The following is a 16,670-nucleotide window of genomic DNA, read 5'->3' as shown; positions in this document are numbered from 1 at the left end:
CTGCGCCCGCGGGACATCGCCCCGTGACCGAGGCCTGGCGACCGGACGACGAGGACGGGCAGCGGCGCGGGGCCAGCGGCCCGGTGAAGGTGCGGGTGCCGGCGAAGGTCAACCTGCACCTCGGGGTGGGGCCGCTGCGCCGGGACGGCTACCACGAGCTGAACACCGTCTACCACGCGATCTCCATCTACGACGAGCTGACCGCCCGCCGGGGCGACACCCTCGCCCTCACCATGGAGGGCGAGGGCGCCGGCGAGCTGGCCTTGGACGACACCAACCTGGTGATCCGGGCCGCACACGCCCTCGCCGGCTACGCGGGTGTCCTGCCGCACGCCCGGCTGCACCTCCGCAAGCAGATCCCGCTCGCCGGCGGGCTGGCCGGCGGCAGCGCCGACGCGGCCGCCGCGCTGGTCGCCTGCGACGCGCTCTGGGGCACCGGGCTGTCCCGCGACGAACTGGCCGGCATCGCCGCCGACCTGGGCTCCGACGTGCCGTTCCTGATCCACGGCGGCACCGCGCTCGGCACCGGCCGCGGCGAGGCGGTCAGCCCGGTGCTGGCCCGCCCCACCTCCTGGCACTGGGTGGTGGCCGTCGCCGACGGCGGCCTCTCCACCCCGGCCGCCTACCGGGAGCTGGACCGGCTCCGCGACGCCGGCACCGCCGGCGAGCCGCTGGGCAGCACCGACGGGCTGCTCGGCGCGCTGCGCCAGCGCGACCCCCGGGTGCTCGCCGCCGCCCTCGGCAACGACCTCCAGGCCGCCGCGCTGACCATGCGCCCGTCGCTGGCCGAGACGCTCAAGGCGGGGGAGGCGGCCGGTGCGCTCGCCGGGCTCGTCTCCGGCTCCGGCCCGACCTGCGTCTTCCTCGCCACCGACGAGGCACACGCCGGGCGGATCGCCGCCGACCTCACGGCCGCCGGCGTCTGCCGGGAGGCCCGGGTCGCGCACGGCCCGGTCGCCGGCGCCCGCGTCGTCTGAGCCCCGCCGGCCCGCCGGCCCGGTCCGCGTACCCTTGAGGTGGGCGTCCCGGGCACCGGGGCGCCCTTGATCATGAAAGGTGGGTCCGTGGCCAACATCGTCAACCTGGACCGGGTGTCCAAGGGGTACGGCGCCGCCGGGCCACTGCTCACCGACGTCTCGCTCGGCCTCGACGACGCCGACCGGGTCGGCGTGGTCGGCCTCAACGGCGCCGGCAAGTCCACCCTGCTGCGCCTGCTCACCAAGCAGGAGGACCCCGACGACGGCCGGGTCACCCACCGCCGCGACCTGCGCGTCTCCTGGCTGCCGCAGAGCCTGACCCTGGCCCCCGAGGCCACCGTCCGGGACGTGGTGCTCGGCACCGCCTGGCTCGGCGAGAGCATGGGCGCCGAGCACGAGTGGGCCGGCGACGCCGGTGTCCGGGCCATCCTCGACGGCCTCGGCATGCCCCACCTCGGCCTCGACGCGCCCGTCGGGACGATGTCCGGCGGCGAACGCCGCCGCGTCGCCCTCGCCGCCCTGCTGGTCCGCGACGCCGACCTGCTCATCCTCGACGAGCCCACCAACCACCTCGACGTCGGCGGCGTCGACTGGCTGGCCCGGCACCTCGTCACCCGCAAGGGCGCGCTCGTCGTGGTCACCCACGACCGCTGGTTCCTCGACGCCGTCTGCACCACCACCTGGGAGGTCGCCGACCAGACCGTCCGGGCCTACGAGGGCGGCTTCGCCGCCTGGACCCTGGCCCGGGTCGAGCGGCAGCGGGTCGCCGCCGCCACCGAGGCCCGCCGGCAGAACCTGCTCCGCAAGGAGATCGCCTGGCTGCGCCGGGGCGCCCCCGCCCGGACCTCCAAGCCGAAGTTCCGGATCGACGCCGCCAACGCGCTGATCGCCGACGTGCCGGAACCCCGCGACACCATGTCGCTGCAACGGCTCGCCACCGCCCGGCTCGGCAAGCAGGTGTACGACCTCGACCAGGTCACCCTGCACGCCGGCCCGAAGGAGATCCTGCACGACGTCACCTGGCAGGTCGGCCCCGGCGACCGGGTCGCCATCCTGGGCCGCAACGGCGCCGGCAAGACCACCCTGCTGCGGATGCTGGCCGGGGTGACCCGCCCCGACGGCGGCCGGTTCGCCGCCGGGCAGACCGTACGCCCCGCGTTCCTCTCCCAGGAACTCGCCGAACTCCCCGGCCAGCTGCGCGTCCTCGAAGCCGTCGAGGAGGTGGCCCGGCGCGTGCAACTCGGTGACCGCGAGATCAGCGCCGCCCAGCTCGCCGAGGTCTTCGGGTTCGACGACCGGCGGCTCTGGACCCCGGTCAGCGACCTCTCCGGCGGCGAGCGCCGGCGGCTCCAGATGCTGCGGCTGCTCGCCGGCGAGCCCAACGTGCTCCTCCTCGACGAGCCCACCAACGACCTGGACACCGACACCCTCGCCGCGCTGGAGGACCTGCTCGACTCCTGGCCCGGCACCATCGTGGTGGCCAGCCACGACCGCTACCTGATCGAGCGGGTCACCGACGTCGCGTACGGGATGTTCGGCGACGGCCGGCTGGTGCACCTCCCCGGCGGGGTCGACGAGTACCTGGCCCGTGCCGCCGCGGGCGGCGGCCCGGCGCCCGCCGACCTCACCCCGGCCACGGCCGGCCCGGCCCGCGAGGGTCTGTCCGCCGCCGAGGTACGCACCGCCAAGAAGGAACTCAGCCGGCTGGAACGCCAGATCGCCAAGCTGGAACAGAAGGAGGCGACGCTGCACGAGCAGCTCGCCGCCAACGCCACCGACTACGCGAAGGTCGCCGAGCTGGACGCCCAGCTCAAGGAGGTCCGCGCCGAGCGGGACCGCACCGAGGAGACCTGGCTGGCCCTCGCCGAGGAGCTGCCGGCCGGCTGACCCGACCGGGGTGGGGGGTGTGCGGCGTCACTTCCGGGCGTACGGGACAATCGCAGGCGACCCCTTTCCCGTTCGGTCTTGGAGACGCAGAGATGGCCCACACCCCCGTCAACCACCCCGCGCGGCCTGTCTACCGGGCGATCGGCGGGCTCGTTGGTCTGTACTTCGTCGTGTTCGGCGTGCTCGGCATCATCGCCAGCGCCGGCAACGACGTCCTCGCCCAGGACGACACCAAGATCCTCGGCCAGGGCACCAACCTCGGCTTCTCGATGCTCGCCATCCTGCTCGGCGCCGCGATCCTGGTCGGCACCGCGATCGGCCGCAACCTCGACGTGGCGATCAACCAGTGGCTGGCCTACGCCCTGATGGTCCTCGGCCTGGCCGAGCTGGCGTTCCTGCACACCGACGCCAACATCTTCAACTTCTCGATCATGACCGACATCGTGGTGCTCACCCTTTCGCTGGTGCTCCTGATGGTCGGCATGTACGGCAAGGTCGGCACCGACGACGAGCACGAGGCCTGGCAGAAGGCCCGGCTGGTGCTCTGACCCGCGAGTCCACCCCCGAAGGCCCGGCGTCCGCCGGGCCTTCGGCGTTTTCCGGGGACGGGAGCGGCAACTCGGGGGACAATTGCGCCAAATCAGTCAGCCGACCGGAGGCTCCCATGGCGCACTTCCCGGTGAACCACCCCGCACGGCCGCTCTACCGGGTGCTGTCCGGGCTCATCGGCCTCTACATCCTGGTCTTCGGCGTCTGGGGGGTCTTCGAGACCTGGGGCAACGGGCTCTTCAGCCGGGAGAACACCACGGCCCTCGGCCTCCGCACCAACCTGGCGTTCGCCCTGGTCTCCGTGGTGTTCGGCGCCTTCCTGCTGATCGGCGCGTCCCGCCGCGGCAACCTGGGCCACTACATGAACCTGACCGCCGGGGCGGTCTTCCTGGTCACCGGCATCCTCATGATGGCCGTGCTGCAGACGTCGGCGAACTTCCTCAACTTCTCGATGTCCACCGTTCTCATCTCGCTGGTGTTCGGGCTGATCCTGCTCGCCACCGGCCTCTACGACAAGGTCGGCACGGACGAGCACGCCGCCGACGAGCGGCGCCGCCGCGAACACCCCGTCGCCGACGCCCACCGCTGAGCCGGCTCAGCCCCGCTTGCGCACCGTGATCAGACCCGGCTTCGCCTCCAGGTGCGACAGGCCGTTCCAGGCCAGGTTCACCAGGTGCGCCGCCACCGTCTCCTTCCGCGGCTTGCGCACCTCCAGCCACCAGCGCCCGGTCAACGCCACCATGCCCACCAGCGCCTGCGAGTACAGCTCCGCCAGCTTCGGGTCGTAACCCCGGCTGGAGAACTCCGCGCCCAGGATGTGCTCCACCTGATGCGCCACGTCGTTCATCACGCTGCTGAAGTTGCCCGTCGCCGACATCAGCGGCGACTCCCGGACCAGCACCCGGAACCCGCTGGTCTCCTCCTCGATGTACGTCAGCAGGGTCAACGCCGCCTGCTCCAGCAACTCCCGCGGATGCCCCGCCGTCAACGCCGTGGTGATCCGGTCCAGCAGCGAACGGACCTCCCGGTCCACCACCACCGCGTAGAGCCCCTCCTTGCCACCGAAGTGCTCGTAGACCACCGGCTTGGACACCTTCGCCCGGGCCGCCACCTCCTCGATCGAGGTCGCGTCGAACCCGCGCTCGGCGAAGATCTGCCGGGCGATCGAGATCAACTGCTCGCGCCGCTGGGTCGCGGACATCCGTACCCGGGAAGGCTTCGCCGCCGGGACGGCCCGCCGGCGGGCGGGGCTGGCGTCGCTGCCGGGAACGTCGGTCACCCGGCCCATCCTGCCAAACCCGGCCCGCGTCGATCGACCGGTTACCGCGCCGGCCGGCCGCGCACCCGCCCCGGCTTCACCAGCTTCGCCGTGATCCGCTCCGGTTTCGGCCACCGCACCGACCAGGCCGCGCCCGCCTTCTCCAGCAGCCAGATCACCCGCGCCGACGGATCGACCTGCCCCCGCAGCACCCCGTGCCGCGCGCTGGTCGGCTCCGCGTGGTGCAGGTTGTGCCAGCTCTCCCCGAACGACAGCAACGCCAACGGCCAGAAGTTCGACGCCCGATCGCCCTGCCGCACCGCGAACGGGCGCTCCCCGTAGACGTGGCAGACCGAGTTGATCGACCAGGTGACGTGGTGCAGCAGCGCGATCCGGACCAGCCCGCCCCAGAAGAACGCGGTAAGCGCGCCCTGCCACGACCCGGTGAGCAGCCCGCCCATCGCCGCCGGCCCGAGCACCGAGACCACCACCAGCACCGGGAAGAGCCGGTCGACGCGACGGGTGATCGGATCGGCCAGCAGGTCCGGGGCGAACCGCTCCCGGTTCGACAACTCCCGGTTGAACAGCCAGCCTACGTGCGCGTGGAACAGCCCCTTGGCCAGCCCACCGATGCTCTCCCCGAACCGCCACGGCGAGTGCGGGTCGCCCTCCTGGTCCGAGAAGGCGTGATGCCGCCGGTGATCGGCCACCCACTGGATGATCTCGCCCTGCACGGCGAACGAGCCCGCCACCGCCAGGACGGCCCGCAGCCAGGGTTTCGCCTTGAACGAGCCGTGGGTGAAGTAGCGGTGGTAGCCGACGGTGATGCCGAGGCCGGACAACACGTACCAGAACCCGGCCACCAGCAGGTCGGTCCAGCCCAACCAGCCGCCCCAGGCCACCGGCACGGCGGCCAGCAGGGCGAGGAACGGGACGACCACGAAGGCCCACAGGGCGATCAGGATGCCGGGGGACTGGTGGCCCTGGGTCAGTGGCTTCGGCCCGCTGTCCGGGCCGGTCAGGGTGGTCGACATGGCACCTCCCAGTGGTGCGGGCTACGCCTACGTCACCGTAACCAGGAGCGTGCTAGATCGCAGCGGACACGTGGATCCGTCGATGGGGGCCTGTCGTACGCCCGTCCTAACCTGCGGGTGTGACCGACCCGCTCGCCGCCGAGGCGCGCCGCCTGCGCGTCGAGGAACAGCTCTCCGTCCAGCAGATCCGGGCCCGTCTGGGCATCGGCCGGGACCGGGCGTACGCGCTGTTGCGCGGCGTGCCACCGCCGGAGTGGACCCGGCGGCCCCGGGCCCGGGACGCGACGCGCGCCGAGGCGGAGCGGCTACGGGCGGCGGGACGGTCGGTCAACGAGATCGCGGAGCAGCTCGGCGTCGCAAAGTCGACGGCCTACCAGTGGGTCCGGCACCTGCCGTTGAATCCGGACGAGGCGACGGCCCGGCAGCGACGGGCGCATTCGAAGGCGATGACGGACGCGCGGTGGGGCGCGTACCGGGAGGCGCGCGACGCGGACCAGGCCGCCGAACACGAGCGGGCCGCCGGTGTGGTCGGCGGGCTCGACGAACGCGACCTGCTGGTGCTGGGCGCGGCGATCTACTGGTGCGAGGGGGCGAAGTCGAAACCGTGGCGCCGGGCCGTGACGGTGCAGTTCGTCAACAGCGACCCCGGCCTGCTGGCGCTCTTCCTCCGGTTCCTCGAGGTGTGCGGCATCGACCCGACGGTGCCGACCTACCGGGTGAGCATCCATGAGTCGGCCGACGCGGAGGCGGCGGTCCGGTGGTGGGCGGAACGGCTCCGGCTGCCCCCGGACCGGTTCCGGCGCTCGGTGCTCAAGCGGCACAACCCGACCACGGTGCGCCGGAACACCGGCGACGACTACCACGGCTGCCTCGTGATCACCGTGCCGCGCAGCCGCGCGCTCTACTGGCGGATCGAAGGTATGATCGCCGAGCTGTTCCGGATCGCGGAGGATGCGCGGACCCGAAATGACGGGCCGTAGGTCTTGACACGGCAATGGGGTGTGGGGTAACGGCAACCCGCAGGCCTTTGGAGCCTTGAGCTCCTGGTTCGAATCCAGGCACCCCAGCTCGCCCTGTCGGATCGCACGCGTGATGACGGCATTTGTGTGGCCGGATGCGAATTGCAGCGAGCCGCGTGGTTAGCATGGCCGCGAGACTGTCGCCGTCCCGACGGGAGCCACGTCGTGCCCCAGCCCCACCTCCGCACCGTTGTCGTGCTCGCCGCCGGTGAGGGCAAGCGGATGAAGTCGGCCCTGCCCAAGGTGCTGCACCCGCTGCTCGGTCGTACCCTGCTCGGTCACGTGCTGGCCGCGGCCGCGCCGCTGGGCGCGGACCGCACGGTGGTCGTGGTCGGCCACGGCGCCGACCAGGTGGGCGCGCACCTCGCCGAGGTCGCCCCGGGGGCCACCCCGGTGCTCCAGGCGCAGCAGCTCGGCACGGGGCACGCGGTGCGGATCGCGCTGGACGCGGTCCCGGAGGCCGCCGGCACGGTCGTGGTGATCAACGGGGACGTGCCGCTGCTGCGGCCGGAGACCGTGGCGACCCTGGTCGAGGCGCACGAGGGCGCCGGCGCGGCGGCGACCGTGCTGGCCGCCGAGGTGCCCGACCCGACGGGCCTGGGCCGGATCGTGCGGGACGCGCAGGGGCGGCTGGCGCAGATCGTCGAGGAGCGTGACGCCACCCCGGAGCAGCGTGCGCTGCGGGAGATCAACGCGGGCATCTACGCGTTCGACGTGGTGCGGCTGCGGGACGCGCTGGGCAAGCTCTCCACCGACAACGACCAGGGCGAGGAGTACCTCACCGACGTCTTCGGCCTGCTCCGGGACGCGGGGGAGCCGGTGGCGGTGCACTGCGCCGCCGACCACGTGGAGACGCTGGGCTGCAACGACCGGGTCGAGCTGGCGGCGCTGCGGCGGCTGCTGCGGGACCGGGTGAACGAGGGCTGGATGCGGACCGGGGTGAGCATCCTGGACCCGCACACCACCTGGATCGACGTGACGGTGACCGTCGAGCGGGACGCGGTGATCGACCAGAACACCCAGCTCCAGGGCGTCACGGTGGTCGGCGCCGGGGCGCTTGTCGGCCCGGACACCACGCTCGTGGACACCACGGTCGGCGCGGGCGCGAGCGTGGTGCGCAGCCACGCGGTGGGCGCCGAGGTGGGTCCGGAGGCCAGCGTCGGGCCGTACGCGTACCTGCGGCCGGAGTCGCGGCTGGGCCGCAAGGCGAAGGTCGGCACGTTCGTGGAGACGAAGAAGGCCGCGATCGGTGAGGGCTCGAAGGTGCCGCACCTGTCGTACGTGGGTGACGCGACGATCGGCGAGCACAGCAACATCGGCGCGGCGACGGTCTTCGTGAACTACGACGGGGTGAAGAAGCACCACACGACGATCGGCAGTCACGCGCGTACCGGGGCGGACAACATGTTCGTGGCGCCGGTGCGGGTGGGCGACGGGGCGTACACGGCTGCCGGCTCGGTGATCATCGCGGATGTGCCGCCGGGCGCCATGGCGGTAGCGCGGGGTCAGCAGCGCAACGTCGAGGGTTGGGTGCTGCGCAAGCGGTCCGGCACGGCGGCCGCCGAGGCGGCGCAGCGGGCCCGCGAGGGTGCGTCGGAATCCGGCGGAGCCGCAAGCGAAGGTGACTGAATCCACGGGGGGCCGGAGACCGTGGGAGGACCGGTGAACGCGGGGGATACTGCAACCGAATAGTCCCCGGCTCACCGCCGCCGGGAACCACCGACATACGGGAGCAGACGGGCCCATGGGCAGCATCGTCGCCGAAAACCGCAAGAGCCTGATGCTCTTCTCCGGACGGGGTTTTCCGGAGCTGGCCAAGGAGATCGGTGAGGTGCTCGGCGTCGCGCCGACGCCCTCCGACTCGTACGATTTCGCCAACGGCGAGATCTTCGTGCGCTTCAAGGACTCGGTACGCGGTTCGGACGCCTTCGTGGTGCAGTCCGTGACGCACGGGGTCAACACCTGGGTCATGGAGACCCTGATCATGGTCGACGCGCTGAAGCGTGGTTCGGCCAAGCGGATCACGGTGGTCCTGCCGTTCTATCCGTACTCGCGGCAGGACAAGAAGCACCGCGGCCGGGAGCCGATCTCGGCCCGGCTGGTGGCCGACCTGCTGAAGACGGCGGGCGCGAACCGGATCCTGACCGTGGACCTGCACACCGCGCAGATCCAGGGCTTCTTCGACGGCCCGGTGGACCACCTGTTCGCCATGGACGTGCTGGCCGAGTACGTGGAGCACAAGTACGCGGGCCGGCCCATGACGGTAGTGGCGCCGGACTCGGGCCGGGTGCGGGTGGCCGAGCGGTGGACGGACCGGCTGGGTGGCTGCCCGCTGGCGTTCATCCACAAGACCCGGGATCCGCTGAAGCCGAACCAGGTGGTGGCGAACCGGGTGGTCGGCGAGGTCGAGGGCCGGGTCTGCCTGATCGTCGACGACATGATCGACACCGGTGGCACGATCACGAAGGCCGCCGACATCCTCAAGGAGCAGGGCGCGGCGGAGATCGTGGTGGCCTCCACCCACGCGCTGCTGTCCGACCCGGCGACCGAGCGGCTGAAGAACAGCCCGATCAGCGAGGTCGTGGTGACCAACACGCTGCCGCTGCCGCCCGAGAAGCAGCTCGACAAGCTGACGGTGCTGTCGATCGCCCCGCTGTTGGCGCGGGCGATCCGGGAGGTCTTCGACGACGGCTCCGTGACCACCCTCTTCGGTGGCCTGAGCTGAGTTCCGGCGCCCGCCGGGGGCGGCCGTCGCGGACGGCCGCCCCCGGCGGGAAAGTCGGCCGGTGAGGTGTGGCCGGCGGAGATGCGGGGACTGCCGGATGGCTCGGAAATCGCTCGGGTAGACTGGTGCGGTTGCCACGGCGAGGGTGCCCGGCGGGCTGCTGAAAAGCACCGCACGGAGGCGCCGTCATCGACGCGGTGCTCCGGGCGGTCGTTCATGACCTTGAGCCCCAGCGAGCCCCTCGCCCAGCACCGCCAGACGACAAGCCGCCGCAGCGAAGCATCAGGAGTTTCCCCGTGTCCGAGGTAAAGATCAGCGCCGAGCCCCGTACCGAGTTCGGCAAGGGTGGTGCCCGTCGTACCCGCCGGGCCGGCAAGGTGCCCGCCGTGCTGTACGGCCACGGCGAGAAGCCCAAGCACATCGCGCTCCCGGCGCGTGAGTTCGCCGCCGCGATCCGCAAGGGTGGCGCGAACCAGCTCTTCGCGATCGAGGTGAGCGACGGCACCCAGGTGCTGGCGCTGCCGAAGGCGATCCAGCGTGACCCGATCAAGGACACCTTCGAGCACGTGGACCTGCTGCTGGTCCGCCGGGGCGAGAAGGTCACCGTCGAGGTCCCGGTCCAGCTGACCGGTGAGGCCGCGAAGGACACCCTGATCGTGCACGACCACGACACCCTCTCGGTGACCGCCGACGCCACCAAGGTGCCGGACCACCTGGAGGCGTCGATCGAGGGCGCCGAGGCCGGCACCCAGATCACCGCCGCCGACGTCGAGCTGCCGGCCGGCGTCGAGCTGGTCGCGGACGCGGAGATGCCGGTCGCCTCGGTGACCGCCGCCCCGACCGCCGAGCAGCTCGAGGCCACCCTTCCGGAGATCGAGGTCGCCGAGGAGGAGGCCGAGGCCGAGGTCGGCGAGGAGACCGCCGAGGGCGAAGAGGGCACTCCGGCCGAGGGCGAGCCGGCTGCCGAGGAGCCGAAGACCGAGGCCTGATCGGCCCGCAGGCTGTGCGACAGGCGTCCCCGGTTCCCGGGGGCGCCTGTCGGCGTATCGGAGGCGGGTCGCGGGGGAGAGCGGAAGGGACGTGGCGTGACGGACGAGGCGGGGCCGTGGCTGGTGGTCGGCCTGGGCAACCCCGGTCGGGAGTACGCGGGCAACCGGCACAACGTCGGCTTCATGGTGGCCGAGCTGCTGGCCGGCCGGGTGGGCGGCAAGTTCGGCCGGCACAAGCGGGCGATGGCCGAGGTGACCGAGGGGCGGCTGGGTTTCGGCGGCCCGAAGCTGGTGCTGCTGAAGCCGCTGACCTACATGAACCTCTCCGGCGGCCCGGTGGTCGCGCTGGCGCAGTTCCACAAGATCCCGCCGGAGCGGGTGATCGCGGTGCACGACGAGCTGGACATCCCGTACGGCCAGCTGCGGGTGAAGTGCGGCGGCGGCGAGGGTGGCCACAACGGCCTGCGTTCGATGTCGAAGTCGCTGGGCACCAAGGACTACGTGCGGGTGCGGTTCGGGATCGGCCGGCCGCCGGGTCGGCAGGATCCGGCGGACTACGTGCTGTCGGACTTCTCCTCGGCCGAGCGCAAGGAGTTGGAGTTCCTGGTGGACCGGGCGGCGGACGTGGTGGAGTCGGTGGTCACCAAGGGCGTGGAGCCGACGCAGAACCTCTACCACGGCGCCTGAGGCGCGGGCGGGGCGTGCCGGGTCGGCCGCGTTCGGCCCGGTAGTCTGCGCCTTTCTGGCGTGCGAAGGCGGGCGACGGGAGCGGGAACAGCATGGGCAGTCCTCCGATGATCGACGGCGCGTTCGCCCGGTGGTTGGCGGCGCGGGCGGGGCAGGCGCTGATGGGCCTGCGCGCGGAGCTGGGCTTCGCGGACGCGGGGGCGCTGAAGTCGGCCGGGGACAAGGTCTCGCACGACCTGATCCGCACCGAGCTGGCGAAGTGGCGGCCGGCGGACGCGGTGCTGTCCGAGGAGGACGAGGGTTCCCGGCTGGCCTGGACGGCCGAGGTGAGCAGCGACGCGGTGTCCCGGCTGAACGCGGACCGGGTGTGGATCATCGACCCGCTGGACGGCACCCGGGAGTTCGCCGAGGAGGGCCGCTCGGACTGGGCGGTGCACGTGGCGCTCTGGGCGCGCAGCGCGCCGACGCCGCACGGCCTGGTCGCGGGCGCGGTGGGGCTGCCGGCGCAGCACCGGGTGCTGGGCACGGACTACCCGCCGGCGTACCCGCCCATGACCCTGGAGGCGGCCACGGCGGGCGGTGGCAGGACCATCCGGTTGGCGGCCAGTCGTAGCCGTCCGCCGGTTTTCCTGTCCGATCTGGCAGAGGACATCGGCGCGCATCTGGTTCCGATGGGCTCGGCGGGCGCGAAGATCGCCGCTGTGGTCACCGGTGAGGTCGACGCGTACATCCACGCGGGCGGTCAGTACGAGTGGGACTCGGCCGCTCCGGTCGCTGTGGCGACGGCCACCGGACTGCACGCTTCCCGGATCGACGGATCTGCGCTGAAATACAACGAGGCCGACCCGCGCCTGCCGGACCTGCTGGTCTGCCGCAAGGATCTCGCCAGCCGGTTGCTTGCAGCGCTGCAGCGGCATTCCGGGTAGCCTGAGCGTTCTTCTTCACGAGTCCGACCGGAAAGGTCTGGAATCCCGATGTGCGGATCCGAGCGAATCGAGTTCGTGTCATGACGGCCCCCGCCGCGTACCAGGTGTCCCACCTGGACGCCCTCGAGGCGGAGAGCATCTTCGTGATGCGCGAGGTCGTCGCCGAGATGGAGCGGCCCGTGCTGCTCTTCTCCGGCGGCAAGGACTCGATCGTGATGCTCCGGTTGGCCCAGAAGGCGTTCGCCCCGGCCAACATTCCCTTCCCGGTGATGCACGTCGACACCGGGCACAACTTCCCCGAGGTTCTCGAGTACCGGGATCAGCGCGTCGCGGAGCTGGGTCTCCAGCTCATCGTGGCCAGCGTGCCGGAGGCCCTGGCCAAGGGGCTGGTGCGCGAGTCGGCCGACGGCATGCGCAACCGGATCCAGACGCCGGTGCTGCTCGACGCGGTGGAGAAGCACCGCTTCGACGCGCTGTTCGGCGGCGCCCGCCGGGACGAGGAGAAGGCCCGGGCCAAGGAGCGGGTGTTCAGCTTCCGCGACGAGTTCGGCCAGTGGGACCCGAAGAACCAGCGCCCCGAGCTGTGGTCGCTCTACAACGGCCGGCACCACCCGGGCGAGTCGATCCGGGTGTTCCCGCTCTCCAACTGGACCGAGCTGGACGTCTGGCACTACATCGCCCGGGAGCGGATCCCGCTGCCGTCGATCTACTACGCGCACCAGCGCGAGGTGATCGAGCGCGACGGCATGTTCTACGCGGTCAACGAGTTCTTCCGGGGCCGCGCCGGTGAGCAGCCGTTCAAGGCCCAGGTCCGGTACCGGACCGTGGGCGACGCCTCCTGCACCGCGGCGGTCCGCTCGGACGCCGACACGGTGGAGAAGGTGATCGAGGAGGTGGCCGCCACGCGGATCACCGAGCGCGGCGCGACCCGCGGCGACGACCGGGTCAGCGAGGCCGCCATGGAGGACCGCAAGCGGGAGGGCTACTTCTGATGAGCGTCGAGACTGTTGCGCCGGCCGAGGCCGACGCGTCGGCCCGGCCGATGGACCTGCTGCGGTTCGCCACCGCCGGGAGCGTCGACGACGGCAAGTCGACCCTGATCGGCCGGCTGCTGTACGACACGAAGTCGCTCTTCACCGACCAGCTCGCCGCCGTCGAGGCGGTCAGCGCGGCCCGGGGCGACGAGTACACCAACCTGGCGCTGCTCACCGACGGCCTGCGCGCCGAGCGGGAGCAGGGCATCACCATCGACGTGGCGTACCGCTACTTCGCCACGCCGAGGCGGAAGTTCATCATCGCCGACACCCCGGGGCACATCCAGTACACCCGGAACATGGTCACCGGCGCCTCCACGGCCGACCTGGCGCTGATCCTCGTGGACGCGCGCAAGGGCCTGGTGGAGCAGTCCCGCCGGCACGCGTTCCTCTGCTCGCTGCTGCGGGTGCCGCACCTGGTCCTCTGCGTGAACAAGATGGACCTGGTCGACTGGTCGCAGGAGGTGTTCGAGCAGATTGCCGACGAGTTCACCGCGTTCGCCGCGAAGCTCGACGTGCCGGACCTGACCGTGGTGCCGATCTCCGCGCTCCAGGGCGACAACATCGTCACCCGCTCGGAGAACATGCCCTGGTACGAGGGCCCGTCGCTGCTGCACCACCTGGAGCGGGTGCACATCGCCTCGGACCGCAACCTGGTCGACGTCCGCTTCCCGGTGCAGTACGTGATCCGGCCGCAGTCCACCACCGTCACCGACTACCGGGGCTACGCGGGCCAGGTGGCCTCGGGCGTGCTCAAGGCCGGTGACGAGGTGATGGTGCTGCCCTCGGGCTTCACCAGCCGGATCGCCGCCGTGGAGACCGCCGACGGCCCGGTGGACGAGGCGTTCCCGCCGATGTCGGTGACCGTCCGGCTGGCCGACGAGATCGACATCTCGCGCGGCGACATGATCTGCCGGCCGAACAACGCCCCGACCGTCGCGCAGGACATCGAGGCGATGATCTGCTGGATGGACGAGACCCGCCCGCTGCAGGTCGGCGGCAGGTACGCCATCAAGCACACCACCCGGTCCGCCCGGGCGATCGTGCGCGGGCTGCACTACCGGCTGGACGTCAACTCGCTGCACCGCGACGAGACGGCCGGCGAGCTGAAGCTCAACGAGATCGGCCGGGTGCGGCTGCGCACCACGGTCCCGCTGCTGGCCGACGAGTACAGGCGCAACCGCACCACCGGCGGTTTCGTCATCATCGACGAGGCCACCAACCGCACCGTCGGCGCCGGCATGATCGTCGAGGCCGGCTGACGGATCGCACGTGACGAAGGCCCCCGGTCGGTCGACCGGGGGCCTTCGTTCGTCGTCAGTCGAGGCCGGTCACGCCGCCGGCCGGGAGGACGGTGAGCGTGCCGGGCGCGGCGAAACCGCGGTCGGCGTACGCGGCCGTGACAGCGTCGGCCACGGCGTCGGCGGCGTCCGCGTCGACCAGGGCGAGCACGCAGCCGCCGAAGCCGCCGCCGGTCATCCGTGCCCCGTACGCCCCGGCGGCCAGCGCCGCCTCGACCGCGGTGTCGATCTCCGGCACGGTGATCTCGAAGTCGTCCCGCATCGAGGCGTGGGAGGCGGTCAGCAGCGGGCCGATGTCGCGGATCCGGCCGGCGCGCAGCAGCTCGACGGTGTCGAGCACCCGCTGGTCCTCGGTGACCACGTGGCGGACCCGGCGGCGGGTCTCGGCGTCGTCCAGCCGGGCCAGCGCGACGTCCAGGTCGCCGGTGGCGACGTCGCGCAGCGCGGCCACCCCGAGCGCCTCGGCGGCCCGCTCGCAGGACTTGCGGCGGGCCGCGTACTCGCCGTCGGCGTGCCGGTGCGGGGCGCGGCTGTCGACCACCAGCACGGCCAGCCCGGCGGCTTCCAGGTCGAACGGGATCTGCTCGACCGCCTCGGTGCGGCAGTCCAGGAAGAGGGCGTGCCCGGACCGGCCGCGGATCACCGCGGACTGGTCCATGATCCCGGTGGGGGCGCCCACGTAGTCGTTCTCGGCCCGCTGGGCGAGCCGGGGCCAGCGGTCGGCGGGCAGGTCCAGGCCGCCCAGCTCGACCAGGGCGGCGAGCACCGCCGCCTCGATGGCCGCCGACGAGGAGAGCCCGGAGCCGACCGGCACGTCGGAGGCGATGGCCAGCCGGGCGCCGGGGACGGTGTGGCCGGCAGCGCGCAGCGCCCAGACCACCCCGGCCACGTAGGCGGCCCAGCCGTCGACCCCGCCGGGCTCGTCGGCCTCGGCCGGCCCGAACTCCACCGGCTCGTCGTCCAGCTCCGACGAGACGCTCCAGCGCCCGTCGTCGGTGACCGCCGCGGCGACGACGGTACGCAGCGGCAGCGCGAAGGGCAGCACGAAGCCGTCGTTGTAGTCGGTGTGCTCGCCGATCAGGTTGACCCGGCCGGGAGCCGCCCAGCGGCCCGCGGGCTCCCCGCCGTACCGCTGCCGGAAGCCGGCGGTGGCGCGGGCCGCGACGTCACCCTCCACGCTCATCGCTGTCCCAGGACATGCGTGCGGTAGAACTCCCAGGCGTCGCCGACCATGTCCTGGAGGGTGGCCTTCTCCGGCACCCAGCCCAGCTCCGCGCGGGCCAGCGCGGAGGAGGCGACCAGCTCGGCCGGGTCGCCCTCGCGTCGCGGGGCCACCTCGACCGGCACCGGGTGGCCGGTGACCTCGCGGACCACCTCGATCACCTGCCGGTTGGTGAAGCCGTTGCCGTTGCCCAGGTTGTAGATGCGGTGCCGGCCCGCCGTGGCGGCGTCGACGGCCAGCAGGTGCGCGCGGGCCAGGTCCTCGACGTGGATGTAGTCGCGGACGCAGGTGCCGTCGACGGTCGGGTAGTCGTCGCCGAAGAGCTGCAGCTTGTCGCGCCGGCCGGCGGCCACGTCGAGGGCGAGCGGGATGAGGTGGGTCTCGGGGTCGTGCCGCTCGCCGATGACCCGCCCGTCGTGCCGGTACGCCCCGGCCACGTTGAAGTAGCGCAGCGAGACGGCGGCCAGGTCGTGCGCGACCGCCTCGGAGGTGAGCGCCATGTCGACGGCCAGCTTGGTCGCCCCGTAGGTGTTGGTGGGGGCCTTGACGGCGGTCTCCGGGATGGGCAGTTCGGTGGGGTTGCCGTAGACGGCGGCGGTGGAGGAGAAGACCAGCCGGGGCACCCGGGCGGCGCGGACCGCGTCGATGAGGGCGAGCGAGCCGACGGTGTTGGTCTGCCAGTAGAGCTCCGGCTTGACCATCGACTCGCCGGCGGCGATCAGGGCTGCGAAGTGCAGCACGCCGTCGAAGCCGGCGTCGGGGGTGAGCACCCGGGCGGCCTCGTGGATCGGCAGGTCGACGTGGGTCGCCTCGGGGGCGAGCGCCGCCCGGTGGCCGGTGCGCAGGTCGTCCAGCACGGTCACCTCGTGACCGTGGTCCAGCAGCATCCGGGTCACCACGCTGCCGATGTAACCGGCGCCGCCGGTGACGAGCAGTTTCACGTCGGTCCTCCTCTGCCTGGCCGCGTGGCACGGCGGCCGTCCGTGATCACCCTACGGCCGCGGGCTGTGCCGCGGCTGCGGGTGAGGCCGGCAACCATTCCACCATAATCCTTCATGATTG

Annotated in this window: 15 protein-coding genes, 1 tRNA gene and 1 pseudogene; 13 read left to right on the top strand and 4 right to left on the bottom strand. The window is 72.3% G+C overall.

Features of this window, described 5'->3' with window-relative positions; all coding sequences use genetic code 11:
* Positions 1-23 precede the first annotated feature (23 nt).
* From NLX85_RS08145 to NLX85_RS08130, 4 genes are all read left to right on the top strand, one after another.
* Positions 24-977 (top strand): 4-(cytidine 5'-diphospho)-2-C-methyl-D-erythritol kinase, encoded by a 954-nt coding sequence (locus NLX85_RS08145; RefSeq protein ID WP_254332941.1) that lies wholly within the window; start codon positions 24-26, stop codon positions 975-977.
* An 87-nt stretch (positions 978-1,064) separates the two neighbouring features.
* On the top strand, positions 1,065-2,864 hold the full coding sequence (locus NLX85_RS08140) for an ABC-F family ATP-binding cassette domain-containing protein (protein WP_254332939.1): 1,800 nt from the start codon (positions 1,065-1,067) through the stop codon (positions 2,862-2,864).
* 92 nt (positions 2,865-2,956) lie between these two features.
* Positions 2,957-3,412: a DUF4383 domain-containing protein gene (locus NLX85_RS08135; protein WP_254332937.1), complete on the top strand. Its 456-nt coding sequence runs from the start codon at positions 2,957-2,959 to the stop codon at positions 3,410-3,412.
* A gap of 116 nt (positions 3,413-3,528) precedes the next feature.
* The gene (locus NLX85_RS08130; protein WP_254332935.1) at positions 3,529-4,002 is read left to right on the top strand and encodes a DUF4383 domain-containing protein; all 474 of its coding nucleotides are present in this window, start codon (positions 3,529-3,531) and stop codon (positions 4,000-4,002) included.
* A 6-nt stretch (positions 4,003-4,008) separates the two neighbouring features.
* Here the strand turns inward: NLX85_RS08130 and NLX85_RS08125 are convergent, their stop codons facing one another.
* Both NLX85_RS08125 and NLX85_RS08120 read right to left on the bottom strand, forming a co-directional pair.
* Positions 4,009-4,692: a TetR/AcrR family transcriptional regulator gene (locus tag NLX85_RS08125; protein ID WP_189193007.1), complete on the bottom strand. Its 684-nt coding sequence runs from the start codon at positions 4,690-4,692 to the stop codon at positions 4,009-4,011.
* A gap of 41 nt (positions 4,693-4,733) precedes the next feature.
* Positions 4,734-5,705, bottom strand: coding sequence for an acyl-CoA desaturase (locus tag NLX85_RS08120; protein ID WP_254332934.1), 972 nt, complete (start codon positions 5,703-5,705; stop codon positions 4,734-4,736).
* A gap of 119 nt (positions 5,706-5,824) precedes the next feature.
* Here NLX85_RS08120 and NLX85_RS08115 point away from each other — a divergent pair, with 119 nt between their 5' ends.
* The 9 genes and pseudogenes from NLX85_RS08115 (at position 5,825) to cysN (ending at position 14,347) form a co-directional block, all read left to right on the top strand.
* Entirely contained in the window at positions 5,825-6,685 is an 861-nt protein-coding gene (locus NLX85_RS08115; RefSeq protein ID WP_254332932.1) for a helix-turn-helix domain-containing protein, read from the top strand.
* A 15-nt stretch (positions 6,686-6,700) separates the two neighbouring features.
* Positions 6,701-6,772: transfer RNA gene (locus tag NLX85_RS08110), tRNA-Gln, on the top strand.
* Positions 6,773-6,889: 117 nt separating this feature from the next.
* Positions 6,890-8,416 (top strand): annotated as a pseudogene (gene glmU / locus NLX85_RS08105) (bifunctional UDP-N-acetylglucosamine diphosphorylase/glucosamine-1-phosphate N-acetyltransferase GlmU).
* Positions 8,417-8,468: 52 nt separating this feature from the next.
* Complete coding sequence (locus NLX85_RS08100) at positions 8,469-9,449, top strand: ribose-phosphate diphosphokinase (RefSeq protein WP_091314326.1); 981 nt, start codon at positions 8,469-8,471, stop codon at positions 9,447-9,449.
* A 296-nt stretch (positions 9,450-9,745) separates the two neighbouring features.
* Entirely contained in the window at positions 9,746-10,438 is a 693-nt protein-coding gene (locus NLX85_RS08095; RefSeq protein ID WP_254332924.1) for a 50S ribosomal protein L25/general stress protein Ctc, read from the top strand.
* A gap of 96 nt (positions 10,439-10,534) precedes the next feature.
* A complete protein-coding gene (gene pth, locus NLX85_RS08090; protein ID WP_254332922.1) occupies positions 10,535-11,125 on the top strand; it encodes an aminoacyl-tRNA hydrolase in 591 nt (196 codons plus the stop codon).
* A gap of 92 nt (positions 11,126-11,217) precedes the next feature.
* The gene (locus tag NLX85_RS08085; RefSeq protein ID WP_148426485.1) at positions 11,218-12,051 is read left to right on the top strand and encodes an inositol monophosphatase family protein; all 834 of its coding nucleotides are present in this window, start codon (positions 11,218-11,220) and stop codon (positions 12,049-12,051) included.
* 80 nt (positions 12,052-12,131) lie between these two features.
* Positions 12,132-13,043: a sulfate adenylyltransferase subunit CysD gene (gene cysD, locus NLX85_RS08080; protein ID WP_254332920.1), complete on the top strand. Its 912-nt coding sequence runs from the start codon at positions 12,132-12,134 to the stop codon at positions 13,041-13,043.
* Positions 13,043-14,347, top strand: coding sequence for a sulfate adenylyltransferase subunit CysN (cysN, locus tag NLX85_RS08075; RefSeq protein WP_254332918.1), 1,305 nt, complete (start codon positions 13,043-13,045; stop codon positions 14,345-14,347). The genes cysD and cysN overlap by 1 nt, the downstream gene beginning before the upstream one ends.
* A 55-nt stretch (positions 14,348-14,402) precedes the next feature.
* On the opposite strand, the gene galK is transcribed toward cysN, so the two are convergent.
* Positions 14,403-15,569, bottom strand: a complete 1,167-nt coding sequence (galK, locus tag NLX85_RS08070; protein ID WP_254332916.1) for a galactokinase — start codon at positions 15,567-15,569, stop codon at positions 14,403-14,405.
* On the bottom strand, positions 15,566-16,495 hold the full coding sequence (gene galE / locus NLX85_RS08065) for a UDP-glucose 4-epimerase GalE (protein WP_254333704.1): 930 nt from the start codon (positions 16,493-16,495) through the stop codon (positions 15,566-15,568). The genes galK and galE overlap by 4 nt, the downstream gene beginning before the upstream one ends.
* Positions 16,496-16,670 lie beyond the last annotated feature (175 nt).

It is taken from the genome of Micromonospora sp. A3M-1-15 (assembly GCF_024213425.1).
GTDB classification, from domain to species: Bacteria; Actinomycetota; Actinomycetes; order Mycobacteriales; family Micromonosporaceae; genus Micromonospora; species Micromonospora chersina.
This window is presented reverse-complemented; position numbering and strand designations above follow the sequence as displayed.